Annotated in this window: 21 protein-coding genes, 1 pseudogene and 1 riboswitch; of the genes and pseudogenes, 7 read left to right on the forward strand and 15 right to left on the reverse strand. The window is 66.3% G+C overall.

Features of this window, described 5'->3' with window-relative positions; translation table 11 throughout:
- Positions 1–57 precede the first annotated feature (57 nt).
- Entirely contained in the window at positions 58–801 is a 744-nt protein-coding gene (locus IIE29_RS14265) for an IclR family transcriptional regulator (RefSeq protein WP_209325969.1), read from the forward strand.
- A 100-nt stretch (positions 802–901) separates the two neighbouring features.
- On the opposite strand, the gene IIE29_RS14270 is transcribed toward IIE29_RS14265, so the two are convergent.
- The gene (locus IIE29_RS14270; RefSeq protein WP_209325970.1) at positions 902–2,119 is read right to left on the reverse strand and encodes a methyltransferase domain-containing protein; all 1,218 of its coding nucleotides are present in this window, start codon (positions 2,117–2,119) and stop codon (positions 902–904) included.
- Between the two features lie 93 nt (positions 2,120–2,212).
- On the opposite strand from IIE29_RS14270, the gene IIE29_RS14275 reads away from it, so the two are divergent.
- The 3 genes from IIE29_RS14275 (at position 2,213) to IIE29_RS14285 (ending at position 5,942) form a co-directional block, all read left to right on the forward strand.
- Complete coding sequence (locus tag IIE29_RS14275; RefSeq protein ID WP_209325971.1) at positions 2,213–3,760, forward strand: amidohydrolase family protein; 1,548 nt, start codon at positions 2,213–2,215, stop codon at positions 3,758–3,760.
- A complete protein-coding gene (locus IIE29_RS14280; RefSeq protein ID WP_209325972.1) occupies positions 3,760–4,470 on the forward strand; it encodes a sulfite exporter TauE/SafE family protein in 711 nt (236 codons plus the stop codon). The genes IIE29_RS14275 and IIE29_RS14280 overlap by 1 nt, the downstream gene beginning before the upstream one ends.
- 287 nt (positions 4,471–4,757) lie before the next feature.
- On the forward strand, positions 4,758–5,942 hold the full coding sequence (locus tag IIE29_RS14285; RefSeq protein ID WP_209325973.1) for a LacI family DNA-binding transcriptional regulator: 1,185 nt from the start codon (positions 4,758–4,760) through the stop codon (positions 5,940–5,942).
- 116 nt (positions 5,943–6,058) lie between these two features.
- Here the strand turns inward: IIE29_RS14285 and IIE29_RS14290 are convergent, their stop codons facing one another.
- From IIE29_RS14290 to IIE29_RS14300, 3 genes are all read right to left on the reverse strand, one after another.
- Complete coding sequence (locus IIE29_RS14290; protein WP_209325974.1) at positions 6,059–7,441, reverse strand: uracil-xanthine permease family protein; 1,383 nt, start codon at positions 7,439–7,441, stop codon at positions 6,059–6,061.
- 148 nt (positions 7,442–7,589) lie between these two features.
- The gene (locus IIE29_RS14295; protein ID WP_209325975.1) at positions 7,590–8,156 is read right to left on the reverse strand and encodes a hypothetical protein; all 567 of its coding nucleotides are present in this window, start codon (positions 8,154–8,156) and stop codon (positions 7,590–7,592) included.
- Positions 8,157–8,282: 126 nt separating this feature from the next.
- A complete protein-coding gene (locus IIE29_RS14300; RefSeq protein ID WP_209325976.1) occupies positions 8,283–9,098 on the reverse strand; it encodes a class I SAM-dependent methyltransferase in 816 nt (271 codons plus the stop codon).
- A gap of 455 nt (positions 9,099–9,553) precedes the next feature.
- Between IIE29_RS14300 and IIE29_RS14305 the strand changes: the two genes are divergently transcribed.
- On the forward strand, positions 9,554–10,828 hold the full coding sequence (locus tag IIE29_RS14305; RefSeq protein ID WP_246475966.1) for an Nramp family divalent metal transporter: 1,275 nt from the start codon (positions 9,554–9,556) through the stop codon (positions 10,826–10,828).
- A 150-nt stretch (positions 10,829–10,978) separates the two neighbouring features.
- On the opposite strand, the gene IIE29_RS14310 is transcribed toward IIE29_RS14305, so the two are convergent.
- The 6 genes from IIE29_RS14310 to IIE29_RS14335 all read right to left on the reverse strand — a co-directional run bounded on the left by IIE29_RS14310 (position 10,979) and on the right by IIE29_RS14335 (position 18,493).
- A complete protein-coding gene (locus IIE29_RS14310) occupies positions 10,979–11,860 on the reverse strand; it encodes a metal ABC transporter permease (protein WP_209325977.1) in 882 nt (293 codons plus the stop codon).
- Complete coding sequence (locus IIE29_RS14315) at positions 11,857–12,609, reverse strand: metal ABC transporter ATP-binding protein (protein WP_209325978.1); 753 nt, start codon at positions 12,607–12,609, stop codon at positions 11,857–11,859. The genes IIE29_RS14310 and IIE29_RS14315 overlap by 4 nt, the downstream gene beginning before the upstream one ends.
- Positions 12,606–13,538 carry a metal ABC transporter substrate-binding protein gene (locus tag IIE29_RS14320; RefSeq protein WP_246475971.1) on the reverse strand — a complete coding sequence of 311 codons (933 nt, stop codon included), beginning with the start codon at positions 13,536–13,538 and terminating at the stop codon, positions 12,606–12,608. The genes IIE29_RS14315 and IIE29_RS14320 overlap by 4 nt, the downstream gene beginning before the upstream one ends.
- A gap of 222 nt (positions 13,539–13,760) precedes the next feature.
- Positions 13,761–15,341 carry a lipase maturation factor family protein gene (locus IIE29_RS14325; RefSeq protein WP_209326027.1) on the reverse strand — a complete coding sequence of 527 codons (1,581 nt, stop codon included), beginning with the start codon at positions 15,339–15,341 and terminating at the stop codon, positions 13,761–13,763.
- Between the two features lie 185 nt (positions 15,342–15,526).
- Positions 15,527–17,797 (reverse strand): choline BCCT transporter BetT, encoded by a 2,271-nt coding sequence (gene betT, locus IIE29_RS14330; RefSeq protein ID WP_209325979.1) that lies wholly within the window; start codon positions 17,795–17,797, stop codon positions 15,527–15,529.
- 180 nt (positions 17,798–17,977) lie between these two features.
- On the reverse strand, positions 17,978–18,493 hold the full coding sequence (locus IIE29_RS14335; protein ID WP_209325980.1) for a hypothetical protein: 516 nt from the start codon (positions 18,491–18,493) through the stop codon (positions 17,978–17,980).
- Between the two features lie 95 nt (positions 18,494–18,588).
- Here IIE29_RS14335 and IIE29_RS14340 point away from each other — a divergent pair, with 95 nt between their 5' ends.
- A complete protein-coding gene (locus IIE29_RS14340) occupies positions 18,589–19,263 on the forward strand; it encodes a metal-dependent transcriptional regulator (protein ID WP_209325981.1) in 675 nt (224 codons plus the stop codon).
- Position 19,264: 1 nt separating this feature from the next.
- On the opposite strand, the gene IIE29_RS14345 is transcribed toward IIE29_RS14340, so the two are convergent.
- Together IIE29_RS14345 and erm are read right to left on the reverse strand one after the other, a co-directional pair.
- Entirely contained in the window at positions 19,265–19,762 is a 498-nt protein-coding gene (locus tag IIE29_RS14345) for a hypothetical protein (RefSeq protein ID WP_209325982.1), read from the reverse strand.
- Between the two features lie 43 nt (positions 19,763–19,805).
- Positions 19,806–19,916, reverse strand: a riboswitch (SAM riboswitch).
- Positions 19,917–20,457: 541 nt separating this feature from the next.
- Positions 20,458–21,216: pseudogene (gene erm / locus IIE29_RS17250) on the reverse strand (23S ribosomal RNA methyltransferase Erm); the annotation flags it as partial.
- A gap of 693 nt (positions 21,217–21,909) precedes the next feature.
- Here erm and IIE29_RS14355 point away from each other — a divergent pair.
- The gene (locus IIE29_RS14355) at positions 21,910–22,944 is read left to right on the forward strand and encodes a PDDEXK family nuclease (protein ID WP_209325984.1); all 1,035 of its coding nucleotides are present in this window, start codon (positions 21,910–21,912) and stop codon (positions 22,942–22,944) included.
- Between the two features lie 164 nt (positions 22,945–23,108).
- On the opposite strand, the gene IIE29_RS14360 is transcribed toward IIE29_RS14355, so the two are convergent.
- The 3 genes from IIE29_RS14360 to IIE29_RS14370 all read right to left on the reverse strand — a co-directional run bounded on the left by IIE29_RS14360 (position 23,109) and on the right by IIE29_RS14370 (position 26,676).
- On the reverse strand, positions 23,109–24,608 hold the full coding sequence (locus tag IIE29_RS14360) for an inorganic phosphate transporter (protein ID WP_209325985.1): 1,500 nt from the start codon (positions 24,606–24,608) through the stop codon (positions 23,109–23,111).
- A gap of 402 nt (positions 24,609–25,010) precedes the next feature.
- Entirely contained in the window at positions 25,011–25,607 is a 597-nt protein-coding gene (locus tag IIE29_RS14365) for an HdeD family acid-resistance protein (RefSeq protein ID WP_209325986.1), read from the reverse strand.
- 70 nt (positions 25,608–25,677) lie between these two features.
- The gene (locus IIE29_RS14370; RefSeq protein WP_209325987.1) at positions 25,678–26,676 is read right to left on the reverse strand and encodes a slipin family protein; all 999 of its coding nucleotides are present in this window, start codon (positions 26,674–26,676) and stop codon (positions 25,678–25,680) included.
- Between the last annotated feature and the right edge of the window lie 72 nt (positions 26,677–26,748).

Below are 26,748 nucleotides of genomic sequence, written 5' to 3' on the forward strand. Positions count from 1 at the left end.
ACGCGGTCGGCGTCGGGGGCGGCGGCATCGGAAGCGTCGGGTTCGGAGGAGCCAGCCGTGGCTGAGGTCCCCGCCCTGCGCCGGGCGATCGCGATCCTGCGGCACATGGCCTCGTCGAACCGAGCGATCACGGCCGGTGCCCTGGTCCGGTCCCTCGACATTCCGCGCTCGAGCGCCTACGACATCCTCGCCGTGCTCGAAGAGCTCGGTCTCGTCGCGCGCACCGAATCGGGCTTCGTCCTCGGTGCCGGCGTGCATGAGCTCGGGGCGTCCTACCTGCGGACGAACCCGCTGCAGCGGCTCGCGCAGCCGATCGTGCGCCAGTTGGCCGAGGACACGGCCACGACCGCGCAGCTCGCCGTGATCCGCGGCTGGGAGACCGAATACGTGCTCAAGGAGCAGTCACTCAAATCGGTCGCCGTCATCACCGCCACCGGCGTGCGCATGCCCAGCTACCTGACCGCGACGGGGCGGGCGATCCTCGCGCAGCTGTCGAAGTCCGAGGTGCTCGCGATGCTGCAGTCCGAGACCGGCTTCGTCTCCCGCACGGGCAAGGGGCCGACCTCGGTCAAAGCCCTGAACGCGGTTCTCGCCCAGGAGCGTCGGGCGGGCTGCGCGATCGAACACGGCGAGGTCACGCCCGGGATCTCGACGATCGCGGCCCCCGTCTTCGATGTGCTGGGGCGGCCGATCGCCGCCATCGGGCTCTCGGTGGTCACCGAGACCATGCCCGAAGACACCGGACACCTGGTCGACCAGGTGCGGACCGCCGCCGCCGAGGTGACCGCGAAGCTGCGGTGATGCGCAGCTGCGGCTCGGTCCTCCTTGGCCGGACGATCGCCGGGAGGGGCCCTGTTGTCGCTTCGTGCAGCACCGAGCGGAACAATCGGCGAGAGCAGTCTCACCGGCGGGTCAGCACCACGGCGACCTCGAGGTGCTTCGTGTGCGGGAACATGTCGAAGATCCGCGCCTGGGTCGCCTCATAGCCGGGCATCCGGGCGAGGTCCTTGGCCAGGGAGACCGGGTTGCAGCTCGAATAGACGATGTGCTCGACGCCGGAGCCCTCGAGCGCGGCCGACAGTCGCGCCCCGATCCCGCGCCGAGGCGGATTGACGATCACGCAGTCCGGCCGTTCGGCACCGGCTGCGCCGGCGGTCAGGGCCGCCTCGGCGAACTCCGTGGCATCGTCGGCGAGGAACTGCGCCTCGACGCCGAGCTCCTCCGCACTGATCTTCGCGGACTCGATCGCCTGCTCACTGACCTCGACGCCAGTGACTCGTCGGACTCTGTGATCCTGATCGTCGCCGCTGCGGCCTCCCGGCTGCGCACAGTGGAGAGCGAACCCGCCGACACCGCAGTAGAGGTCCCACAGACTCTCCGCCGCCACCGCCTCCACCCACTCGGCGACCTGCTCGTAGAGGCCGATCGCCACGGTCGTATTCGTCTGGAAGAAACTCTGCGGCCTCAGATGCAGATCCACCCGGTCGAGGTTCATCCGCAGAGAGCCGCCGTGCAGCAGCTCCTCGCGGCTTCCCTCGAGGACGGCCTTGTGCTCAGGCAGGAGGTTGACCGAGACCACGCGCGCGTGCGGCACGAGTTCGAGGAAGCGGGTCCGGCGCGATCGCAGCACATCGAGACCGTGCTGAGTGCGCACGACGAACCTGATCATGAGGTCCCCGGACGGAGCCGCAGTGACATGGACGAACTTCAGCTCGCCTCGGCGAGCGGAGACATCGTAGGGCGCGAGCCCGGTGGCATCGAGGAACTCTGCGAGAACCGGAATCACCGCCCGGATCGTCGGTGCCTGGATCCCGCATTCGCGCAGGTCGACGCCGTGGAACTCCTGGTCGAGGATGCCCAGGGTCACCTGCCCGGCTCTGCCTCCGACGGCGAGTTTCGCGCGGTTGCGGAAGTCGCGAACAGCTCCGGTGAAGCTCGGCAGCCACACCGACGGCGCGACGGCAGCCAGAACCTCATGACACCAGATCTCCTCGTCGGTGATCTGCTGCCGGTACTCGGTTTCGATGAGAGCGCACGAACGGCATTCCCCGCGCTCGAAATACCCGCATTCGAGTCGACCGTAATCCGCCGAGGCGGGTGTGAGCGGCAAGGTCGTCATCCCCTTATTCTAATCGTTGACCCTCCCCACCGCCGACCGTAGAATAGACAGGACCAAATCGATTTGGCTCCACCCTCGAGCATGAAGGATCCCATGACTCAGCTGCGCGCGCTCCATCAGGCACCGACTCTGCTCGTTCCCGAGAAGGTCCTCCTGCCCGAAGGTGCGCAGTCCGGTCACGCGGTCCTCGTCGAGGGCGGCCGTATCCGCGCCGTCGGACCCGTCGCCGAGGTGGCCGCCGCAGCCGAAGAACAGCTCGACGGAGCCGGCGAAGAATCCAAATCGGGCTCGCACTCCCGTCCGGCCGCCGTCCGCATCGACCTGCCCGGCCGCCTGCTCATGCCCGGGTTCATCGACGCCCACCACCATCTCACGCAGACCTTCGGCAAATCCCTCGTCTTCGGCGAACCCTCGGAGATCTTCCAGCGCGTCTGGGTGCCGATGGAGTCGAACATGGACGCCGAGGCCATCGACGTCGCCACCCGGCTCGCGGCCTGGGAATCTCTGCGCGGCGGCTTCACCACCGTGGCCGACGCCGGCACTCGTTCCAGCGTCGACGTCTCCGCGATCTCCGACGTCACCTCCGATGTCGGGCTGCGCTGCGTGCTCGGGATCATCTGCAACGACCTCGGCGGGGGCGTGCGCACCTCGACCGTCGCCGAGGTGACCGCCGCAGCCGAGCGCCACCTGACCAGGTGGGACGCCGAGCCGCTCGTCCACCCGTCCCTCGCCGTGTCCATCCCGGAGGTCGCCTCCGACGAGGCTCTCGTGGCGCTCACGCAGATGGCCCGCGAGGCCGGAGTGCCCTTCCAGACGCACCTCAACGAACACATCGTCGCCGTCGAACGCTCCCTGACCTCGAGCGGAGAACGTCCGCTCGAGAGGCTGGCCCGCCTCGGTGCGCTCGGCCCGGAACTGCTCGCCGCGCATGCCACTCTGCTCACCCCACGAGAGATCCGACTGCTGCGCGACTGCGGAGGCGCGATCTCGTACAACCCGGTGGCGAGCTCGTGGAAGGGCAACGCGGTGGCGCCGGCCCTGCTCATGCACGAACTCGGAATCCGCATCGGCCTCGGCACCGACGGCACCCGCTCGGACGCCTTCCGCCTGCTCGACGCCGCCGAGACCGCGCAGCGGCTGACGGGAGGAATGGACGTCGTCGACTCCTCGACCGGCGGCGGCTGGACCTGGCTCGAACAGGGTCTGCGCGGCGGCGCGAATGCCGTCGGACTGGGCGGGCAGATCGGTGAGATCACGCCCGGAGCCCGGGCCGACCTGCTCGTCGTCGACATCGACACCCCCGAGTTCGTGCCCTCCTGGGACGTACCCTGGGAGCTCGTGCGCCTGGCCAACCGGGACCAGATCGAGGCCGTCATCGTCGACGGCCGGCTGCGGCTCGAACACGGCTGGCCCGTCGACTGGGACGGCCGAGCCTTCCTCGACCGCGCTCAGGAGGTCTCTCACCGCGTCGTGAAGAACTCGCCGATCACCCGCATCGACCCGAGTGCGGCCGAACACCGGGCGACATGGATGACCGAGCACGCGGCCGCCTCGGCGGGGAACTTAACGGGGAACGGAGGAACCGCGGGAGTGCGGGACCCACGCACGGGTGGGACCGCCTCGGCGGGGGACCGCGCCTGATGACGATGCTCGCATTCGCGATCATCGCGGCCGTCGTCCTCGTCTCCGCGTTCGTGCAGGGATCGACGGGGATGGGGTTCGCGATGATCCTCGCTCCGGTCGTGACGTTCATCGATCCGAGTCTCATCCCCGTGATGCTGCTCGTGCTGATGATCCCGCTCAACTTCTACATCGCCGCACGCGAACGTGAGCACATCGACTGGACCGGGGTGACATGGATCAGCGTCGGCCGTTTCGCCGGCACCTTCGCGGGCCTGTGGATCCTCGTCATCGTCAACCTCCACCAGCTCGCGCTGCTCATCGGCTGGTCCACGCTCATCGCCGCGCTCATCGCTCTGCTCGCCCCGAAGTTCTCCCCGAACCGTCCGGTGCTCGCCACCGTCGGTCTCATCACCGGCGTCACCGAGACCTCGACCGGCATCGGCGGACCGCCCTACGCCCTGGCCTACCAGCACAGGCCGGGGCCGGAGCTGCGTTCGACGGTGGCCGTATGCTTCCTCGTCGGCGAGGTCATCTCGCTCATCGTGCTCGCCTTCAGCGGGCAGGTCACGACGGAGACGATGATCGTCACGGCATGGATGCTGCCGTTCCTGGCCATCGGTTCGTTCCTCTCCCGCTACGTCCACCACCGCCTCGACGGACCGGTGCTGCGCTATATCGTCCTCGGCTTCGCCATCGTCTCCGGGGCGATCGTCATCGTCCAGGCATGAGGGCGCGAAGGCGAGAATGCCGGGGCCCCGGTGTGGGGAGGCGCGCGGGACTGCCCAGGCGCTGTGCCGCTGAACAGGTGGGGCCGCCGGGGCAGCACCGACTAGTGGTCGCAATCGGATACTCGGGCCGCAAGAATAGGTCGCAATCGGATACTTCTGGGCGCGAAAAATGTCCGTTTGCGACCTATGTTCGGGGAATCGAGCCTCGGCGCCGGTCGACTACAGGCAAATCTGCAGGCGCCCTCGGCTGGCATCTCTGTGATGGCACAGTGAAGTAGGCTGAAACCATGTCCGAATCCCCGCGTGTCCACCGCGTCACGATCGCCGATGTGGCACGTGAGGCAGGTGTGTCGAGGACGACGGTCTCGCACGCGCTCAGCGGTCAGGGCAAGGTCAATGCGACCACTCGTGAGAAGGTCAGAGAAGTCGCGGAGCGGCTGAACTATCGGCCCAGCGTCCGTGCCCAGAGCCTGCGATCCGGCCGATCACAGGCGCTCGCCCTGCTGTCGTCGATGCCGGCGGCCGTGTCGGCCGGCCCGTCCCAGCTGGGCTTCTTCACCGAACTGGCCATGGGATGCGCGAGAACCGCGCTGCTCAAGGGCTATGTCTTCGTGCTGGCCCCGCCCAATGAGGAGACCGATCCCATCGATCTGCTCGACATCGACGGAGCGATCCTGCTCGAACCGACCGTCGACGACCCCCTCGCCGAGGCGCTGCGTGATCGCGGCATCCCCTACGTGACGATCGACGGGCCCGGCACGATCGACGGGCCGAGCGCGGGTGGCGGACGGTCAGCCGATCAGCCCGGAGATGCCGAAGCAGGGTCCGGCAGCAAGTGGAGCATCGACCTGCACCACCGGGCGACAGCCGGGCTGCTGCTTGATCACCTCATCGAGCAGGGCGCCGCACAGCCGGCGCTGCTGGTCAGCCGCAGCCTGCGCGGCGCCCAGACAGCGGCCCGCGCCGTCTACGCCGAGACCGCCGCAGCCCGCGGTTTCACACCGCTGATCGCCGAGGCGACCGAGACCGGGGGAGAAGAGGCAGCCTACGCAGCCACGAAGACGCTGCTGAGCGAACACCCGGACATCGATGCGGTGCTCGCCCCCGTCGACACCTTCGCCACCGGAGCGGTGAGGGCTGCGAAGGACGCTGGAAGAAGCGTCGGCGAGGACCTGCTCATCGTCACCCGATATGACGGCCTGCGCGCCCGCACCAGCGTTCCGCCGCTGACGGCGGTCGACCTCGGCCTCGAGGCGATCTCGAGTGCGGCCGTCGAGAAGCTCGTGGCCGTGCTCGACGGTGAGGGCACCGACGAGACCGAGTCCACGGCCGACGGCGAGGGGCCCGAACGGGCCGGAGAGACTGCCGTTCGTGAGCCCGCCGAGGTGACCGCGACGGGCACGGCCTCGTTGCCTGTGACCAGCCCCCGGCTCGTCATTCGGGAATCGACCGCCGGCCCCCAGCGTCGCTGAGACCGGCCGGCTCGCGATCGTGAGTGCTCGACCGCCGACAGTGAACAGCCGAGGAGCAATTCGCGACAGCCGGCGGCTACCGACAAACCACGGCAGCCGCCCTTCGACGGCGGACCTCAGATCCGGTAGTCCGAGGGTCTCTGGTCGAGGCGGCTCGGATCGTCGATCGGGGTCCGGGACTTCGGAAGCCGATTGCGTGTTCCGGTGTGGTGGAAGAGCAGATTGAGCAGCACCGAGACGAAGGCGGCCATGGCGACACCGCTGCCCAGCAGAGAGGCGGCGCTCGACGGCAGCTGCGAATACATGCCGGGAATGAGCACGGGCATGAGCCCTGCGGCCAGGCCCACAGTGGCGGTGATGAGGTTTCCTGTCTCGTTGAAGTCGATCTTCGCGAGCATCTGGATGCCGAGCACGGCGATGATGGCGAAGACGACCACGGCGGTCCCGCCGACGACGGCCGACGGTACGCCGTTGAGGATGCGCGCCACGGGGCTGAGGCCGATGAGGATGAGGATGATGCCGGCGATCGCGGTCACATATCGGCTGCGCACGCCCGAGGCGCGGACGATGCCGACGTTCTCGCCGCTGGTGACCATGGCCGGTGTGCCGAAGATTCCGCCGAGCGCAGTGATGATGCCGTCGGAGCGGATGAGACGAGGAACCGCACGACTGGGTTCGACCTCCTTCCCGACGATCTCGCCGTTGATGATCGTCTGTCCGGTCGCCTCGGCCATGGAGGCCAGTGCCCACAGCAGCATCGGGATCGCGGCGATGAGATCGAACTTCGGTGAGCCGAAGGGGAAGAGGACCGGGAACGCGAACAGCGGGCCGTCGGCCTGACCGGAGAAGTCCGTGGCGCCCATGAATGCGCCGACGACGGTGCCGCCGACGAGTCCGACGGCCACCGAGAGCTTGCCGAGCATCCCCCGCAGGAACCGGAAGCACAGCACGGTGATGGCGATCGTGATGAGGCCGAGCAGCAGGTTCTGCGGGTCACCGAAACCGGGGGCATCCGCTTCGCCGACGATGAGCTTTCCGGTGACCTGGACGAGGTTGATGCCGATGACGATGACCATGATGCCGATGACCAGCGGCGGGAAGAACTTCAGCACCTTGACGAACAGCGTCACCGCGAGGATGTAGAACACACCGGTGAGCAGCACGGCGCCGACAGCGGTCTCGACATCGGTGCCCTGGGCGATCGTGATGAAGAGGATCGTGGCCGCGCCGCCGGGGAGCATGACGAAGGGCAGCCGAACACCGATCTTCCACACGCCCACCGACTGCAGGATCGACCCGAGGCCGGAGAAGACGAAGACCGCCGACAGCACCGCCGAGGTGGTCGCCGTGTCCAAGCCGAGCGCAGTGGCGATGAGGAAGACCGAGGAGATCGGAGTCGCCACCATGACCAGCACGTGCTGGATCGCGAAGGGGATCAGTGTGTGGATCGGCCGGAGCCGATCGACGGGATGGATGTCGGCATTGGGCGCTGCGGTCATGGCACTGCTCCTCGGGGCGCATCAAGATCATCGGCCCGCACATCAGCGGCCAAATCGATTTGTTCAATCGTGCATCGTGCCGCGGACGGTGTCAACACTCGGCCGGAATCCGGACGGTTCGAGCACTGAGGATCGCATGCGTGGTCGCTCAGGCGAAGGCGAAGCTGAGGGCGAGGAAGGTGCCGAAAGAGGCGAAGGGAGCGACCGCCGCCGCGGCGATGGCGACGATTCCGAAGGTGCGACCGCGCCCGGTGATCGTCGAGACGATGCCCATGACGATGGCTGCGGTCCCGAGGCAGGCGCACAGTGCCTGGAGTGCGACGAGACCGATGGCCAGGCCCTGGTACCAGTCGGGTGTATCGGTGAAGTAGTAGCCCGAGGCCGCCTCCGCGGGGCCGACCGTGGCACCGAGGAGCGCCGAGGCGGCCAGAGTCAGAACCGTGGCGAGGATCGACAGGATCAGGGCCGTCTTTCCCAGAGCAGGCGACTCCGCCGGATCAGCGGCACGGGCCGCACGGGTCGTACCAATGGCACCGGCCGTACCGGCGGCACGGGTGGCGCCGGCCGCCCGTGAGCGCGGCGCATACTCGCAGTGATCGAAGCCGGCGCCGGGGGAGGAGTAGATCAGCGGGGCGTGAGGACTCGGGGTCCGCGGCTGCTGTGCCGCGAGCTCATCATCGGTCGGCTGCGGGTAGGTGAAGTCCGGCGAGGTCATGCCTCGACGCTATCGACGCCGAGGCGGCCCGGCCCATGCGGCTGTCCTGCAGGGAGTGTCGGGAAATCCTCCCTCCTGCGCGATCTCCAGGCCCTGCCTTCGGCGCCTCCGGGAGGTGGGCGGCGTTCAGGGGCGATGGGCGACGATGAGGAATCGCTTCTGCGTGACCTCGATGGGCTCGGTCGACTTCGCGAGGCTCCCCAGCACGTCGAGATTGGGCATCACGGAGAAACCCGGAACGTCCCAGGGAATGTAGGCGAGGTATTCGATCACCGCCTCGACGTCGGTGAAGCACATCGTGCCCTGCCACTTCCGTGCCGCATCGATCGTCAGGCCCTGACTCTCGACCTCGTCGAGGCAGGGTTCGAGCTGCTGACCGAGGTTGCCCAGTCCGGCCCCGAAGAGATCCCGGAACTCCTGGGCTTCGGTCCCATCGACCTGCTGGGTGACGAAGCGGCCTCCCGGGGCGAGCACGCGGCCCACCTCGGCGATGTCGTAGCTTTCGTGCCGGTTCATCACGAGATCGAACGTGCCATCGTCCCAGGGCATCTCCGGATGGTGGTCGCTGTCGTACCTGGTCACTTCGACCCCGTATTCCCGCAGCGCCGAGGCGGCCAGCGGAACGTTCGGCTCCCATCCCTCGCTCGCGGTGATCGTGGGCGCGGATTCGCCGGGCGGTCTGGCTTCGTCGAGGCGGTCGATGAGGTCGATGAGGCGCTCGCCGCCGCCGGTGCCCATATCCAGGCAGCTGTTCGACTCGGCCATCGCGTCGAGGCAGATCTGGTCGAAGTCCCACGGCGGGTCGTCGGCGATGAGGCGACCTGCCAGCGGGGAGAAGTCCCACCCCGTCATCGATGCAGTGTCATGGATCCACGCCCATCGTTCGTGGCGCTCTTGGGGCGTCTCGTCGCGGGTGCGTCGTCTGTCGGCATATTCGGGCATGTTCACACTCCTCTGCCGGACGGTTCGGCACCTCCGCCGGCGCCGATGCCGTACTTCGACTCTAGGCCAGACCTGCAGCTCATGCACGAGGAATCGCGGTCTATCTGCGAAACACGGCGGGCGCGACGCCGAATCGGTATCCGAATCCATCCGCGCGCGGCCCTTGGGCAGTCGAACCCACCCGGATTCGGCGCTTGGGTGGGAGAAAAGGGCTGATCTGGCTCGTGGATTCTCGGCCCAAAACGCCCACCCAAGAGCTGGGGAGAGCGCAGGACGGGCTCGCTCACACACGATTACGGCAGGCAGGCGCCCCGATCCCGACCGGATGTCGCGGCCTCGGGTCTCGCGGCCGGAAGTCCACGGCGCACGGGCTCTCGACGGTGGCGGAGTCGCTTTCCAGAGCGGGTGCCGGTTTCCTGCCGCCGCCACACCCTGTTGCTCGCAGAAAAGAGTTAATGTACCTTAACTTCATGAACGTCGATTCCTCCTCCGCTGTGCACACGGACGGGCGCGGCCGGAAGAAGAGGATCTCCACGGTCGCTCTGCTCGGTCCGGCCTTCGTCGCCGCCATCGCCTACGTCGATCCGGGCAATGTCGCGGCCAACCTCACCGCCGGCGCCGAATACGGATACCTGCTCGTCTGGGTGCTCGTGGCCGCGAACCTCATCGCCGTTCTCGTCCAATACCTGTCCTCGAAGCTCGGACTGGTGTCCGGGAGGTCTCTGCCGAGCCTGCTCGGCGAGCGACTGAGCCGCAGGTCCCGACTGGCCTATTGGTCGCAGGCGGAGATCGTGGCCGTCGCCACCGACCTCGCCGAGGTGATCGGCGGCGCCATCGCCCTGAACATCCTCTTCGGCCTGCCGCTCCTCCTCGGCGGGATCATCGTCGGAGTCGTGTCGCTGTTCCTGCTCTCGATCCAGTCCACCCGCGGCCAGCGCCCCTTCGAGACGGTCATCATCACCCTGCTCGCAATCATCGCCATTGGCTTTCTGGCAGGCCTGTTCGTCGGCGACGTGGACTGGGGACAGGCCGCCGGCGGAATCGTCCCCAGACTGGAGGGCACGAACTCGGTGGTGCTCGCGGCGAGCATGCTCGGCGCGACCGTGATGCCCCATGCGATCTACCTGCATTCGGCGCTGTCGGTCGACCGGCACGGCAGAACGCCCAGAGCCTCGGTGCCCCAGCTGCTGCGAGCCAGCCGCTGGGATGTCGTGCTCTCCCTCGTCATCGCCGGTTCAGTGAACATCGCGATGCTGCTGCTGGCCGCCGCCTCGCTGCGCGGACAGGAGGGCACCGACACGATCGAGGGCGCTCATGCGGTCGTGACGGCCAACCTCGGCGAGGTCGTGGGGCTGTTCTTCGGCATCGGTTTGCTCGCTTCGGGCCTGGCCTCGAGCGCGGTCGGCTCCTACGCGGGAGCGTCGATCATGCAGGGGCTGCTGCGGGTCAACGTGCCGATCGTCTGGCAGCGGGCGGTGACGATGATCCCCGCCCTCATCCTGTTAGGGGTCGGCGTCGATCCGACCTGGGCGCTCGTGCTCAGCCAGGTCGTCCTCAGCCTCGGCATCCCGTTTGCGATGATTCCCCTGGTCAGGCTCACGATGAGCCGGACGGTGATGGGGCAGTACGCGAACGGACGCTGGATCACCGTGGTCGCGGTGGCCGCCTCGGCGCTCATCATCGTCCTCAACCTCATCCTCATCGTCCTCCTCGTTCTCGGCATAGACTGAGAGTGGCCGCACGCGCGACTTCCCCGGTCCGAGTGCCGCGCGTGCGGTCCTCCGCCCCCGCCGAGGCGGCTCTCCGTCGCCCGTGCCACCGCCCTCGGCGAGCCCGCTGACCTCCCGTGACCCCGCCGAGGCGGCAGACAGCGGTTCCGCTCACCCGACCTGACCCGCGCCGATCCGGCGGCGCCGTCGGCGGGCGGACACACTGCGGCCGATGAGCCCCTGGCGTGGGGCGAACAGATAGACGAGGAGGAAGATCGCCCCCTGCGCGAGTACGACCATCCCGCCCGAGGCCGTGTCGAGGTAGTAACTCGAATAGAGGCCGATGAGCGCGCACAGGACCGAGACGGCCGGGGCGATGAGCAGCATCCGCTGGAACCGGTCCGTGAGCAGATAGGCCGTGGCCCCGGGGATGATGAGCATCGCCACGACGAGGACCACTCCGACGGCCTGCAGTGCCACGACCGAGGTCAGGGCGAGCAGCCCGAGCAGGACCGCGCCGAGCACGCGCGGATTGATCCCCAGGGCATGGGCATGGGTGGGGTCGAAGGCATAGAGCGTGAAATCGCGGTTCTTGGCCACGAGCACGGCCAGGGTGATCACGCCGAGCGCAGCCACCTGCACCAGCTCCGTGGCCGAGACGCCCAGCAGATTGCCGAAGATGATGTGGTTGAGATCGACGTGCGAGGGCGTGACGGAGATGAGGACGAGGCCGAGCGCGAACAGAGACGTGAAGACGATGCCGATGGCGGCGTCCTCCTTGATCCGGCTGGTGTCACGCACTGCGCCGATCAGCCCGACGGCGAGGAAGCCGAAGACCACCGCTCCGAGGGCGAAAGGTGCGCCGAGGACATAGGCGAGCACAACCCCCGGGAGGACGGCGTGGGAGACGGCATCGCCCATGAGCGACCAGCCGATGAGCACGAGCCAGCACGAGAGCAGGGCGCACACGATCGAGGCGATGAGCGTGGTCGCCAGGGCCCGGAGCATGAAGTCGAAGGCGAAGGGCTCGAGGGCGAGTTCGATGAGGCTCATGCCGCATCACCGCCGCCGGCCGTGCCCGTGACGTCGAGGCCGAAGGCCAGGGCGAGGTTGTCGGGACGGAGCACCTCGGCCGGGGAGTCGTGGAGCAGCACTCGCCGCATGAGAAGGACTGCCTCGTCGGCGAGGTCCGGCAGCGCATGCAGGTCATGGGTCGACACGAGCACCGTCACCCCGGTGGCCGCGAGCTCCTTGAGCAGCCGGACGATGGTGGCCTCGCTGCGTTTGTCGACCCCGGCGAAGGGTTCGTCGAGCAGCAGGATCCTCGCTCCCTGGGCGATGCCGCGAGCGACGAAGGCCCGTTTCTTCTGCCCACCGGAGAGCTGGCCGATCTGCCGGTCGGCGAAATCGGTGAGTTCGACCCGCTCGAGGGCCAGGTCCACGGCCTCGCGGTCGGCCCTGCGGCGAATGCGCAGCGGGCCCATGTGCCCGAAGCGTCCCATCATGACGACCTCGCGGACCGAGACAGGGAAGTCCCAGTCGACGTCCTCGCTCTGCGGGACATAGCCGAGCAGTCCGGCCCGGCGGGCCTTCGCGGGGGACTCTCCGTTGATGGACACACGTCCGGAGTCGGGGGTGACGATGCCCATGATGGTTTTGAACAGCGTCGATTTGCCCGAACCGTTCATCCCGACCAGGCCGCAGATCCGGCCGGGCTCGAGTGTCAGGCAGGCGCGGTCGAGGGCGAGCACCTGCCCGTAGTGGACGGTCGCCTCGGCGACGGTGATGGCGGGAGTGCTCATGCCTCGCCTCCCGTCAGCGCGGCAGCGATCGTCTTCGCGTCGTGGCGGATGAGATCGAGATAGGTCGGGACCGGGCCGTCGGCGTCCGAGAGCGAATCGACGTAGAGAGTGCCACCGAATTCGGCGTCGGTGGCTTCGACGACCTGATCCATCGGCGCCGAGGAGACCGTGGATTCGCAGAAGACGGCTGGAACCTCGTTGTCCTCGACGAAATCGATCGCCGAGGTGATCTGTCCCGGCGTCGCCTGCGATTCGGCGTTGACCGGCCAGATGTACTTCTCGCTCAGTCCGGCGTCCCGGGCGAGGTAGGAGAGGGCTCCCTCGCAGGTGACCAGCGCGCGCTGGGACTTCGGCAGCCTCGCCAGGTCGTCGACGAGCTCGTCCTGAACGTCTTGGAGCTGCTCGCCGTAGTCTTCGGCGTTGGCCGAGTAGTCATCGGCATGCTCCGGGTCGAGCTCGGCGAAGGCGTGGGCCATGTTCTCGGCGTAGATCTGAACGTTGAGCGGACTCATCCAGGCATGCGGGTTGGGTTTGCCGGCATAGGCGTCTCCGGTGATCGACAGCTCGTCGACGCCCTCGCTGACGACGGCGTGAGGCACGTCGATGTCGTCGACGAACTGGGAGAACCACTGCTCGAGGTTGAGTCCGTTGTCGAGGACGAGGTCGGCCTTCGCGGCCTTGCGGATGTCTCCCGGGGTGGGTTCGTAGCCGTGGATCTCCGCGCCGGCCTTCGTGATCGATTCGACCTCGAGGTGGTCGCCGGCGACGTTGTCCGCGATGTCTGCGAGCACCGTGAAGGTGGTGAGCACCATCGGTCTGTCACCGGCGCCTTCGGCCGTCGCAGTGCCGCCGCAGGCGCTGATGCCCAAGGCGAGTGCGGCCGCAGTGGCGACGCCGAGGGCTCGGGGGATCGGGTGTGTGGAGGGCAGGGTCGGTGTGCTCGGACGGCTGGGTCGGCCACGGGAATTGCATTGCTGGGACACGAGGGCTCCTGGTTCGACGACGGGGCCTGGATCAAAGTTAAGGTACGTTAACTTTAGATTGTGACCTGAGGAAAGCCAAGTCGTGTCGCACAGCCTCGCCGAGGCGGCCCTCGGTCGGAGAGGTGCCCGGGTCGAGCAGGTCGGGGCGGATCGGCCGCCGCCGAAGCCTCAGTTCTCGCGCAGGTCGATCGGCCTGACCAGGACGCGCGGGTTCGAGCGCACCCACCACGGGCGAGGCCGCCCGGCGGCTGCCGCGGCTCGGCGCTCGGCACGAGTGGCGTAGCGGTAGGTGAAGACCCGGACACGGATGAGCTCGGGTGCCTCGCCGTCGAAGGGGTCGGGACCCATGAGGCGGCGGATCTGCTGATCGCCGGAGCCGATATGGCGCAGAAGTTCGGAGAACCACGACTGCCGATAGTCGCCGAGGGCGGCGAACCACATGAGCCAATCGAGCCGGAGGTGGTAGGGCGCGACGAGGGGGCTGATCCGCTCGACATCGCCGGGTTTGCCCTTGAACCGATACTCCCGCCACCCCTCGTCCGCAGGCAGATCCTCGTCGGTGTCGTGGCCGTCACCGACCTCCCCGCTGTCCTCGCCCGGATCGATCCAGCCCTCGATGATGATCTCGTTCCGGGTCTCGGTCATCGACCCGAACGCACCGTAGGCATTGCCGAGGCCGAGCCGGTTGAAGCTCGCGTTCATCAGCTGACCGGGGGAGAAGAGATTGCGCACAGCCGGCACATTGAGCCAGCACTGCCAGGCGACGAAGACGAGCACGAGGACCATCCACCACACCGGGGAAGGACCGGTGCCTGCGGACGGGCCGATCGCCTCGGCGCCGGCGGATCCGGTCACCTTATCGACGACGGAATCCCAACCCCAGCCGGGGAAGGGGCCGCCGACGATCCAGCGGAAGAACGAATCGCTGATGCCGGAGCAGGCGATCAGGATCGTCGCCCAGTTCAGCCACGCGTAGTTGCCGGTGATGACGAGCGCGAATTGGGTGATGATGATCGCCGCGGCCGCGAACGAGGCGATGGGCTGGGGCAGGAACAGCAGCCACGGTGCGATCAGCTGCACCACATGGCTGCCCAGCGTCTCACCGCGATGCCACCAGGCGGGCGTGAGGTGGGCGAGCCGGCTGAGCGGATTCGGCATCGGCTGCGTCTGATGGTGATAGTCCATCGCGGTGAGGTCGCGCCAGGAGCTGTCGCCGCGCATCTTGATCATGCCAGCGCCGAACTCCACGCGGACGACGAACCAGCGCAGCAGCAGGATCATCGGCAGGGTGGGAACCACCTCATGGGAGCCGAGGAAGCCGACGAGGAACCCGGCCTCGAGCAGCAGCGATTCCCAGCCGAAGCCGTAGAAGCGCTGCCCGATCGACGTGATCGAGAAGTACAGGGCCCACATCGCCAGGAACACCGGGATCGGCACCCAGGCGGGACCGGCTTGGGGCAGGCCGATGATCGCCGAGGCGGCCAGGACCATTCCGATCACGCTGACGAGCCGGAGGCGGCCGTCCGAATACGGAAAGCGCTTCCAGCGGAAGATCGTCGGCGCCTGCTCGGCAGTGGTCAGCGCGATGAAGCGCGGGGCCGGGGTCAGCCCGCGCTCGCCGAGGAGGGCCGGGAACTGGGTGAACGCGGAGAGGAAGGCGATGAGGAACAGGACGCCGAAGCCGCGTTGGATGATCTCGCGAGAGATCGTGTAGTCCTCGGCACTCAGCAAGGACAGCACCGCGGTCATGTCCACGGCGATCACCTCCAGGTTCGTGCGGCGTTCTCGGCGTCCCTGTCTCGACTATGGTGCCCAGCTCGGCATCGCGCAATACCCGTGATGAATGCGCCGAGGCTGCCCCCGAGATCGGGGGCAGCCTCGTTTCGGTCCCGGTCAGGGCGCCGAATGGGTTCGGTGTGCGTGCACGATGCCGCTCACTCGTGTGCCGGTTCGGGCTCCGGTTCGATCTCTTCGACCTCATCCGCCGAGGTGGGGACCGCCGGGATCGAGTCCGTGGCCGGCGGTGCCGGCGGGGTGACGACCGATTGGTAGGAGTGCTCGTGCGAGTACGCGAGGAACGACAGGTGGTTCTCGTAGCGGTCGAGGACGTCGTCGATGATCTGCTGGGAGCTCAGGCCCATGAGGTCATAGCCCTCGGAACCGGTCTGGGTGAACACCTCGATCCGGTAGTAGACATCGTCGCCGCGCGGTGCATTCCGGGCGCCGAAGGACGGCACATTCGCCTCGACGGCTGCGGTCTCGTAGTGGAAGTCGCGCTGCTCGCCCATGTCGACGTTGAGCGTGTGCGTCGTGATTCCGGTGTCCTCGTCGAGTGTCTGGAGGTGTTCGACGGTGTAGCCGAGTTCGCGGAACTCTGCGGCCACGGCCGTCAGTGAGGGTCCGACCACCTCGGCGACGAACCGGGCGACGGACTTCTGCGACGGATAGGAGCGCAGCGTCGCCAGACGCTGGCGCCAGGTCTTCTCCGGTGCGCGACCGCCGTGGGCGGCGACGGTGCGGCGTCTGCGGATGCGTCCCTCGCGTTCGGCGCGCTCCATTCGCAGCACCTTCGAGAACGAGGCCATGACGAGGTAGGCGATGACCGTCACCGGCAGAGCGAAGATGAGCGTGGCGTATTCCATCGTCGTCACCCCGCCGGCGACGAGCATGGCGATCGTGAGCACGGCGGTGACGAGCGCCCAGAAGATGCGCAGCCACTTCGCGCCGTCCTCCTCCGGGTTCGGGATCGTCGAGGAGAAGTTCGACATGACCATGGCACCGGAGTTCGCGGACGTGAGGTAGAACAGCAGCCCGGAGAGCGTGGCCAGGCCGATGAGGAAGGTTGCGCCCGGGAACATCTCGAGCAGCGAGTACCAGCCCTCCTCGGGGGAGTCGATGGCGAGCTGCGCGAACGCATTGTTGCCGCTGAAGACCTCGGACAGCGCCGAGTTGCCGAAGATCGAGACGATGATGAAGTCGCAGAGGACGGGAGCGGTGATCGCGGCGATGACGAACTCACGCAGCGTCCGGCCGCGGGAGATGCGGGCGAGGAAGAGCCCGACGAAGGGGCCCCAGGCCAGCCAGAACGCCCAGAAGAAGAGCGTCCACGCGCCCATCCATTCGGAGCCATCGCTGACATAGGCGAAGGTCGACAGGGTGCGTTCGGGCAGGGTGAAGACGAAGCGGCCGATGTTCTCGACCATGGCGTTGAGCAGGAACGCGGTCTTGCCGGTGACGAGGATGTAGAGCATCATCGCCGCGCACGACCACAGGTTGAGCTCGGAGACGAGCCGGATGCCCTTGTCCACGCCCGAGGTGCAGGCGGCCACCGTCATGACGACGGCGACGAGGACGAGTGCGATCTGCAGCGCGAGGCCTTCGGGGAGTCCGAAGAGCATCGAGAAGCCGACGTTGAGGAGGACGACGCCGATGCCCATCGAGGTGGCCACCCCGAACACGGTGCCGACGAGGGCGAAGATGTCGATGACATCGCCGGTGACTCCGCGCACGCGCTTGCCCAGCAGCGGGTAGAGGACCGCGCGGATCGACAGCGGCATGCCCCAGCGGTAGGCGAAGTAGCCCATGGCCATGCCCAGCAGCGAGTACATCGACCAGCCGGCGATGCCGTAGTGGAACATCGTCCACACCACGGCGTCCTGAGCGGCGGCCGCGGATTCCGGATCGGCGTTGACCGGTTGGAGGTACTGGGTGATCGGTCCGGTCACCGAGTAGAAGAGCATGTCGATGCCCACCCCGGCGGCGAAGAGCATCGCGACCCAGGTGAAGAGGTTGTACTGGGGGCGGGAATGGTCGGGACCGAGGCGGACCGAGCCCTCCTTCGACAGGGCGACCCAGAGGACGAAGCCGATGACGACGGTGACCGTGACGACGTAGAACCAGCCGAGGTTCTCGGCGATCCAGTCGACGGCCATCTTCATCGTCGACTGTGCGGAGCTCGGCATCACCATGGCCCACACGGAGAAGGCGAGGATGATGAGCGAAGCGATGATGAACACTCGCCAGTTGACTCGCGAACCACGTTCGTCGGAGAGCTCGGCCGGCCCCTTGCTCATCTCCGAACTGTCGATCGGCGCGCGCTTGCCGGGGTCGGTGTCTCGGCTGACTCTGGTGGCTGGGTCGGTGCCGCCGAAGCGTTCTCGTTCGACGACCGGGCGTTTCAACGTCTCTTCGTTCGGATCCTGCACGCATCAACCTCCGGTAGGCAAAAAGTGGACAGGGCCCGAAAAGGGCCCGGTCCATTCTATGGGTGGAGGAATCTCACGGAGACATCACCCCCTGTACTCAGGAAACCGGGAGCGTGTCAGGGTGGCTTGATGGGCAGCGGCATCAGGGGCCGGGTGAGTGCTGTAAAACGGCGGAATCGCTCAGCTGCGGTGTCGGCCGGTCACCCCGTTGACCGTCACGACGAATCGGTGCGCCTCGGCGGGTGCGGTCTCTTCGAGGCGCAGCGACGATCCGAGGTGCAGTTCGACCGTCACTGTCGCGCGGTCGCGGAAGTGCTCCGAGCGCGCCGTGCTGATCTGCCGGGAGGCTGCCTGGGAGAGCTGGGTGATGGCACCGCTGTCATCGGTGCGCACCCGCAGGATCCGCAGGTCGGTGAGGATGAGGTGATCGGAGACGAAGGGCGGCAGGCTCTGCAGGTGTGCGTACTCGACCTCCCCGGGGCGGAACAGAGCGGTCGGGGATGAAGTTCGGGCAGTCGTCGACCGCTGCGTCGGTGCTGAGCGAGGGGACGCCCGGCGTCTCATCGCGAAAAGCGGCGTCCTGGCAAGGGCGCGGAAGAGTCCTGTGCGCGAGCCGTCCGGGCCCGCAGCCGCACGCCCGGTGGCAGGGCCGGCGGATGGGGGCACGTGGTGAGCGGGGTCGGAATGGGGAGTCATAACTGTGATTCTGGCAGTCCCGCCTCGGCGGCGGGCGGTGTGCAGGTAATGGTTTCGCAACATGTGTTCCCGATCGCCCATGGGATACTGAAGGCATGCGTGCAGGTGAAGTGTCCGAGGTCAGCCAGGATTACCTCAAGGCCATCTGGTCGGCCCAGGAATGGGGTGGGGATCCGATGACCGCGACCGAGCTCGCGAACCGATTCGGGACGACGAAGGCCAATGTCACCGAGGTGCTCAAACGCCTCGACGAACTCGAGCTCATCACCCGGGTGCCCTATCGTCCGCCGGTCCTCACCGCCCACGGCAAGGCCATCGCCCTGTCGATGGTGCGACGGCACCGGCTGATCGAGACGTTCCTCGTCGAGTCGCTCGGCTACGGCTGGGAAGAGGTCCACGACGAGGCCGAGATCCTCGAACATGCCGCCTCCGACAGGCTCATCGATCGCATCGACGCGTTCCTCGGTCATCCCACGTCGGACCCGCACGGTGACCCGATCCCCGGCCCGGACGGGCGTGTGGACTCCCACACGCCCACCCTGCTGGCCGAGGCGGCTGCCGGACACTACGAGGTGCTGCGAGTCTCGGACGCGGATCCGCAGGTCTTGGGCAAGCTCGCCGAGGCGGGGGTGCTTCCCGAGGCCGCACTCGAGGTCATCGACTGCTCCGATGAGCACGTCACCGTCGCCATCGGCGGAGGTCAGGAGATGATCGAGACCGCGCTTGCCGCTGCCGTCTATCTGCGTGACTCCGCCTCGAGCGAGGCCTGACTCACGCTTCGGCGTCTCCTCTCTTCTGCGTCCGCGGGAACCGCGGTTCGGCGCGCAGCAGCGCCAGGCTCGTGGCCGTGCGCGCGTCGAATCCTTCTGTCAGGAACAGACGCGGCCAATCGCGCCAGAGTTCGGACTCATATGGCGTGCCGGGCACATAGGTCTTGAAGACTGCCTTCCGGTGCCCCGGGTGGGAACGGAACGAAGCGGGAGGGATCGTCTGCAGCGTCTCGAACAGGGTCTGATAGAGCACTGGAGTGAACCCGTCGCCGCGGGCAGTCTCGGCTGTGCGCACCCACTCGGGGCCGGTGACGGGCACGCCGCGTTCGATGGCCGTGTGCATCTGCGCCTTGATGCCCGCACGCTGCGGATCGGGGGAGTGACGCAGCAGCACGCGAGCCCAGTACAGGGCCTCGTCGGCCTCAAACCCCGGCCACCGATCCTCGGGGCTGTGGTGTCGGTCAGAGGGGAGATGGTCGTCGTGGAAGTCTGCGGACATGGTGGACCGTCCTTCCCGGACGCGCTTCTGCAGCGCGGATCCGGATCGAAGCTTGCCCGGACTGGCTGCCCGGACCCGTTCTTCCCCTGGGGCACCCGGTCGATGACGGGTTGCCGCGTGGCCGGCCAGGTACCGATGGCCACGACTCATGAACGTGTTCTCAGTGTAGGGGGAAGGGATGACACGGACGTCGGACAGTGGGATTGCCCGGCGACCTCGTGACTGTGAGGTCGCTGGGCGTTCCCGGTCGACGTCTACCTCCGCGGCAAATTCCACCTCGGCTGCGGCTGCTGCGGCTTCTTGTGCTGGTTCATGAAACCGCGCTCGCCCTGCAGGTGCCCTTTGTCATGGCTCCTCGCCTTCGCCGAGGCGCCCGGAACAGAGGCCTGGAGCTTCTCGGTGGCCTGTTCGGCACCGACGATCGGCAGTTCGCCGGTGATCACCGGTCTCTCCGCAGCCGCGTCCGCTCCGGTGACTGCCGGAGCATCGCCGGTGACTGCCGGATCGGTTCCGAGCACCGTGCCGCGGCTCTTCTTCTGGTCTTTCTCTTTGCGCTTGGCATTGCCGTCGTTTCGCATGGTGTGTCCTTTCGTCGAATTCCTCTGTTTGCGTGTGGCTGTTGCCGACTTCGGCTGAGTGCGCGAGTGCTGCCGCGCCCTCGCGTTCTGCGGAGCTGGATCGCCGGCCAATTCGGTGTACAGGCCGGCCCATTGGTCGGGTGTGAGGTCTCTTGGCAAGGCATCTCCTCTGATGTCGTTGCGGTCCAAGGTCGCTTGCAGTGTGCGCTGACCAGTGATGCTCATCCTCGAGAGGATTCCTTTCATTCCCCGCCCTCGGCCGGTGAATACCGCGTGGACGAATCGGTGATAGTCGGATCGGTCCCTGTAGGGGATCGAGCTGGTGGAACAGCGATCGATGGAGAGGATGCCACCATCGACGCTGGGCTTCGGTGTGAACGCATCGGCGGGGACACGTTCGACGAGACGGAAGTCGAACCAGGGAGCCCATTGAGCGGTCATCATGGTCGAACCGCCGACTCCGGCGCGTTTGCGGGCCACTTCCCATTGGGTGAGCAGGATCGCCCGCTGCCAGCGTCTGGAACGCAGCAGCTTGCGGAGGATGGGAGTGGTGAGATGGAACGGCAGATTGCCGACGATGACCGGCCGGTCGAACCGGGTGGTCAGGATGTCGGCGTGCCGGACCTCGGCCCGAGGAAATGTGTCTTCAAGGTGATCAAGCCTCGTTTCGTCGAGTTCCACGAGAGTGAGCGGGCGTCCGAGCCGATAGAGCTCGTTCGTCACTGCTCCGCCTCCGGGGCCGATCTCCATGATGGGACCGGAGGTGGCGCGGGTCAGGCTCGCTATCGTGGCGATGGTGGTGGAAGAGCGAAGGAAGTTCTGGCCGAGTTCGTGTCGGCCGCCGTGCACCGAACGGGATGAGGGATGGGGTCGCATTGGAAGGTGCTCCACGGTTGGAGATGGAGGCACCCGAGGCAGCGCAATGAGGGTGAATCCGATCGATCAGGGAATGATCGTTGAGGAGTCAGCCGATTGTCGCATCGCCCGGATGCCGATGACGATCCGGGAGGACAACGCGCTTGCAGAAAGAGATGGAGGCGACCGAAGCCGGTCAGCCGATCACGGAGACTCCGTCGAGCGCGCCGTCAGGCGCGGCGAGGACGAATGCAGAAGCAAGGCGCAGTCATTGCGCTGCTGTTCAATGTTCCCATGGGCACCAAGCTAGCACAGGGCCGATGCGACCACCAGAGTACGGCGAGAAGAGCATGGACCTAGTTGTACTTCCTCATGAGGCTGTGAACACGAGCTGAATTCGAACCGCAAAATTGGACGGGCTCTGGTTGTAAGACGTGTGCTGGTGCCTGCTCGTCATCATGCCCAAGGATGCCGCGCTTATGACGGTGAGCAAGCTCGTCACGTCATTGAAGATGTGAAGTAATCTTTGATGCAACGTGGGTGTCGTCAGACCTGATGGTGGCGATGATGAGCTAATCCACAGACAATACAATCCACAATTCCGAATGGCTGATGTCAGCTCGGGCATCTATCTGGCATAGGCCCAAATTAGGCTGGCTTTGCGGCTCATCTTGCCGCTGAGCAGACGTTTAGATTAGCGAAAGGGACGGCAGCGTGAGCAAGATTTTGCAAGTCGATGGCACGAATGCGCGGATGCTAATGCAATCGCGAATGAGCGATCAGCAGTTTACTGAACCAGTACATCTCGAAAGTTGGATAATTCAGCATCCGTCAGTCATAGATCCAGGTATAAAGATCATAGCCAACCAGTTCTCCGGATGGGAGTCACAGGAAGGAACGACTCGGGATAGACCAGATCTGCTGGCCCTCGCCGATACCGGTGAGCTTGTTGTTATTGAACTCAAGCGCGGTAGTGATCGAAATGTGCATCTACAAGCTTTGACTTATGGAGCCCTGAGCGCGACTTTCACGAGGAATCAGTTGGCGGAGGCTCACGCGACGTGGCTTCGTCGGCAAGGTGGCGAAGATGTTTCTACTGAATCAGCGTTGGAACAACTGGCAAACCATGTAGACGGTGATTGGACTGACGAGCTCCTAGCCGCTCCTCGGTTAGTGCTTGTCGCTGAGGACTTCCCCGGTCAGGTCATCACCACAGTGCAATGGCTCGCCACCGTTGCCCCGAACCTCGTCGTCGAGTGCCATGAATATCACATTTTCATAGGGGATGACGGTTCGACGAATGTGAATTTTCAACGCCTGTTTCCCGTTGACGACCTCTCAGATCGTCTCCTTCGTCCCGCATCAATGAAGGTTGAAAATGCGAGCCGTGCCGTAGCTGAGAATAAGCGTGGCGCAAGGTCGGTAAGTGTCATTACTGAATTCGGGCTGATTCCAGAAGGCGGAATGATGACCTTGGAGCTGGAGTCGAGAGTGGTCGCAGAAACGGCCGCGATTGTTAATTCATGGCTAGCCGAGGAGCCGAATCGTGACCGCGTGCGATGGACGTCTCACCCTTCACGACCGCTGATTTGGGAGGCATTCGAAGAGGACGACGTGCAGTGGTCACCAACCAAACTACGAAACGAGATCTTTCGTCGAGCAGGAGCACCGGTTCCGACGTTTTCTGCAGCCGATGCATGGTGCTATGACGGCCGATCGCTGTACTGGATTGCAGACGAGTATCGGTGATCTTGCTAAGAGGTGAGGGAGCATCGCTTAGGTCAAACAACCGGTTACTGGTTGTCTTCGCAATAGAGCCGCGCGTTTTGGTGCATATGGTGCAGGTCCAGGACTGCAGAATTTAACGCGATTCCGAGATTTTCGCGGGCGGCCCGCCAAAGCACCGGCCCTTGTCAGCCGAGGACGGTGCGCAGCGTCAGGACGCCGACGGCCCCGATGGTCGCCGCTGCCGGCAGCGTGATGACCCAGGCCAGAGCGATCGGCTTCATCAGCTTCCAGTTCGCCGAGCGGTTGACCAGTCCGACGCCGATGATCGCGCCGATGAGGATGTGGGTCGAGGACACGGGCAGTCCGCTGACCGAGGCGGCCATGACGATTCCGGCCGCGGCGAGTTCGGCGGCGAAGCCCGAGGCCGGGTGGATCTCGGTGAGGTTCGTTCCGACTGTGGCGATGACCTTGCGGCCGATGAACCACAGGCCCGCGATCAGGGCGATGCCGCAGGTGAGCATCGCAGCGAAGGGCACGGTCGTCTCGGCGTGGATGCTGTCGGTGCGCAGCACGTCGAGGACGGCGGCGAAGGGGCCGACGGCGTTCGCGATGTCGTTGGAGCCGTGGCTGAAGGCGAAGGCGGAGGCGGTGAACACCTGCATCCAGGAGAAGAGGATGTAGGTCGCGCGGGGGACCGTCTGCTTGCGCAGGGTCTTGGCGAAGACGAAGACGGCCAGCCACACGGCGATGCCGATCATCGCCATCACGAGGATGCCGCCGAAGGTGCTCACGCTCATGTCGAGGTTCTTCAGCCCCTTGAACAGCAGCATCGCGGTGATGATGACCGCGCCTGCGGCGGCGACGAGGGGAACCCAGCGCTGCAGCGACGCGTGCGTGCCGATGGTTCCTGCCTCCGCCTCGGTGGTGGTCGCCTCGTCGATCTGTGCGTCGACGGTGCCCTCCGCGGCGGCGACGGGCGCCAGCATGTGCGGTTTCAGGGTGTGCGAGAGCGTGTTTCCGAGGACGTACTTCTTGATCAGCCCGTAGATGAGAAATGCGGCGAGCCCGCCGAGCACCGGTGAGAGCACCCAGGAGATCGCGATCTGGCCGACCTCCGACCACTGCACCATGGACAGGCTGCCGGTGCCCGTGACGAAGCCGATGGTCAGGGAGGCGCCGATGATGCCGCCGATGATCGCGTGCGTCGTCGACACGGGCCAGCCCATGCGGGTCGCCAGGAGCAGCCATACGGAAGCGCCGAGGAGGGCGGCCATCATGATGAACGCGAAGTCCATCGGGTCGAGTGCGACGGCCCCGAGGTCGACGATCCCGCTCTTGACCGTGTCGGTGACGTCGCCGCCGGCCAGCAGGGCGCCGCTGACTTCAAACACGGCGGCCACGAGAAGTGCCTGCTTCATCGTCAGGGTGCCGGCGCCGACCGATGTGCCGAATGCGTTCGCCACGTCGTTGCCGCCGATGTTGAACGCCATGAACGCGCCGAAGATGACCGTCGTGATGAGCACCATTCGAGGTGCGTCCCGGCCCACGAAGTCGAATGACCACAGCGTGAAAGCGATGAGGGTGACCGCGAGGAGGGCACCGAAGACCAGGTGCCAGAGGCGGTCATTGCTGCGGCCGACGGCAGGCGTCGGAGTGTGGCGCTCCGGGGCCAGAACCTGGGTCATTCAAAACTCCTAGCGAAGATCATTCGTACAGGCTGGATCTGACTCCATGATTCGCAGGCTGGATGACCGCAGGGTTACGGGGAAGGTGAACGGACGGTGAACTCCGATCCCGGGCGGCGGGAACTCTCGATGCACAGTCGATGCAGTTCGCTCTGCGTTCACGTGAATTTCCAGGTCAGATGCTATGCGAGCGGGTTCGAAAGGATGGGGCGCGAAGGTGAACGCGGCAGGGAACATCGACTGTGACACTGGACACGGACGCACGGATGGCGTGCTCGAGCGTGACTGCGACCACCCACGCCTGAGCGGACGGCCGCTCAGGCGTGAGCAGCTGACCGCAGAAACGCGGGCTATCGGCTGGTGCAGGTGAAGGAAGAGCTCGCCGAGGCGGCCGACTGCGGCCTATTCGATGATCTCGCCGCTGATGACATCGCCGCCGCCGTCGTCGGGACGATTGCGGTACGGATCGGCCTTGATACGGTGGTCGGCCTTGCGCAGGCGCAGGCCCAGGGCGACGAGGGCGATGCCGACGAGGATGATGAACCCGGCCAGGGCGAAGATCAGGGTGGTGACCCCGGCCTGAGGAGCGAAGAGGAAGAAGGCCCCGAGGATGATGCCGAGGGCGCCGATGACCGTGAGCACCCACCAGGAGCGGACGCCGACCCGACGGATGAAGAAGGACACGGTGAGGGCGAGGAAGCTGAAGAAGATGATCGCGAAGCCGGTGAGCACCATGACCATGGACGCGAACAGCATCGGGGTGAGGAAGATGAGCACCCCGAGGAGGATGAGCAGGACGGCGCGGGCAACCAGACTGCCGGTGCGGCCTCCGCGCGGAGCGAAGACGAGGGAGGACACGGCGATGACGGCGAGCCAGCAGGCGAAGATGCGCACGACCACCTCGGCGGTGGCGCCGGGCCAGACCAGCATCAGCACACCCATCACGAAGGCGATGACACCATTGATGATGACTGTCCTGCTGGTGCGCTTGAGGTCCATGACTCCAGCCTAGTCGTTCGGCTTGGACGGACGCTGAGCGAGGTGAGGCTCCTTCGGGTCGCCTCGGGGCTCAGGCGTGACCGAGGTGGCCCTCCTGCTCGGTTGCATCCGATGTGGTGCGCTCCTGCTCCGGCATGTCAGAGGTCGTGCGCTCCTGCTCGGGCATGATGCCGGTGAGCCTGAGCGATTCGGACATCGCCTTGACGATCGCGTCGAGGTCGGCCGTCGTCGATGCCTTCGCCTGTCCGCCCGCGTCGGCCGGCGTCTCGTCGTCGCTGAGCGGGAACTCCTCGGCAGGTGCCGCCGCGGATGAGGACGGGGTGTTGCCTTCGAGGAAGCGGAGCAGCTCGACGGGGAAGGGCAGGACCAGGGTCGAGTTCCGCTCGGCGGCCACCTCGACGATGGTCTGGAGCAGTCGCAGCTGCAGGGCCGAGGGGGTGTGGGCCATCGCCTCGGCGGCCTGGGCGAGCTTGTTCGACGCCTGCAGCTCACCATCGGCGATGATGACGCGGGAGCGGCGCTCGCGTTCGGCTTCGGCCTGGCGGGACATCGAACGCTTCATCGTCTCCGGCAGGGCCACGTCCTTGATCTCGACGCGGTCGATGTGGATGCCCCAGTCGACAGCGGGGCTGTCGATCATGATGGCCAGGCCCTGGTTGAGGCGTTCGCGGTTGGTGAGCAGGTCGTCGAGCTCGCTCTGGCCGATGATCGAGCGCAGGGAGGTCTGGGCGACCTGGCCGACGGCGAGCTGATAGTCCTCGACGTCGACGACGGCCTTGCGCGGGTCGACGACCTTGAAGTAGATGACGGCGTCGACGCGGACGGTGACATTGTCGCGGGTGATGCCCTCCTGGGCGGGGATCGGCATGGTCACGATCTGGAGGTTGACCTTCTCCATCTTGTCGACGAAGGGGACGATCGCCGTCATGCCCGGTTCCTTGGGGTCGGAATTCACCCTGCCGAGTCGGAAGATCACCCCGCGCTCATACTGTTTGACGATCCTCAGGCTGTTTCCCAGCGTGATGGCTCCGAGTGCGACAAGTGCGGCGAGGATACTGAGCGCCAACATGTCGAATCGCCTCCTTTGACGACTGACTGTCTCTCCATGCTAGCACTCGTTTGGTCAAAGGTGTTCAGGTCG

Source organism: Brevibacterium renqingii, assembly GCF_017808095.1.
Taxonomy (GTDB): domain Bacteria; phylum Actinomycetota; class Actinomycetes; order Actinomycetales; family Brevibacteriaceae; genus Brevibacterium; species Brevibacterium renqingii.

Excerpts from the sequence above, each read along its gene's own strand:
- IIE29_RS14300 (WP_209325976.1), bottom strand. The coding sequence starts at position 9,098 with ATGCCCGAATATGCCGACAGACGACGCACCCGCGACGAGACGCCCCAA.
- IIE29_RS14365 (WP_209325986.1), bottom strand. The coding sequence starts at position 25,607 with ATGGACCTCAAGCGCACCAGCAGGACAGTCATCATCAATGGTGTCATC.
- IIE29_RS14370 (WP_209325987.1), bottom strand. The coding sequence starts at position 26,676 with ATGTTGGCGCTCAGTATCCTCGCCGCACTTGTCGCACTCGGAGCCATC.
- IIE29_RS14335 (WP_209325980.1), bottom strand. The coding sequence starts at position 18,493 with ATGACTCCCCATTCCGACCCCGCTCACCACGTGCCCCCATCCGCCGGC.
- IIE29_RS14285 (WP_209325973.1), top strand. The coding sequence starts at position 4,758 with ATGTCCGAATCCCCGCGTGTCCACCGCGTCACGATCGCCGATGTGGCA.
- IIE29_RS14310 (WP_209325977.1), bottom strand. The coding sequence starts at position 11,860 with ATGAGCCTCATCGAACTCGCCCTCGAGCCCTTCGCCTTCGACTTCATG.
- IIE29_RS14360 (WP_209325985.1), bottom strand. The coding sequence starts at position 24,608 with ATGACCCAGGTTCTGGCCCCGGAGCGCCACACTCCGACGCCTGCCGTC.
- IIE29_RS14280 (WP_209325972.1), top strand. The coding sequence starts at position 3,760 with ATGACGATGCTCGCATTCGCGATCATCGCGGCCGTCGTCCTCGTCTCC.
- IIE29_RS14345 (WP_209325982.1), bottom strand. The coding sequence starts at position 19,762 with ATGTCCGCAGACTTCCACGACGACCATCTCCCCTCTGACCGACACCAC.
- IIE29_RS14270 (WP_209325970.1), bottom strand. The coding sequence starts at position 2,119 with ATGACGACCTTGCCGCTCACACCCGCCTCGGCGGATTACGGTCGACTC.
- IIE29_RS14275 (WP_209325971.1), top strand. The coding sequence starts at position 2,213 with ATGACTCAGCTGCGCGCGCTCCATCAGGCACCGACTCTGCTCGTTCCC.
- IIE29_RS14305 (WP_246475966.1), top strand. The coding sequence starts at position 9,554 with ATGTACCTTAACTTCATGAACGTCGATTCCTCCTCCGCTGTGCACACG.
- IIE29_RS14315 (WP_209325978.1), bottom strand. The coding sequence starts at position 12,609 with ATGAGCACTCCCGCCATCACCGTCGCCGAGGCGACCGTCCACTACGGG.
- IIE29_RS14290 (WP_209325974.1), bottom strand. The coding sequence starts at position 7,441 with ATGACCGCAGCGCCCAATGCCGACATCCATCCCGTCGATCGGCTCCGG.
- IIE29_RS14295 (WP_209325975.1), bottom strand. The coding sequence starts at position 8,156 with ATGACCTCGCCGGACTTCACCTACCCGCAGCCGACCGATGATGAGCTC.
- IIE29_RS14325 (WP_209326027.1), bottom strand. The coding sequence starts at position 15,341 with ATGACCGCGGTGCTGTCCTTGCTGAGTGCCGAGGACTACACGATCTCT.
- IIE29_RS14340 (WP_209325981.1), top strand. The coding sequence starts at position 18,589 with ATGCGTGCAGGTGAAGTGTCCGAGGTCAGCCAGGATTACCTCAAGGCC.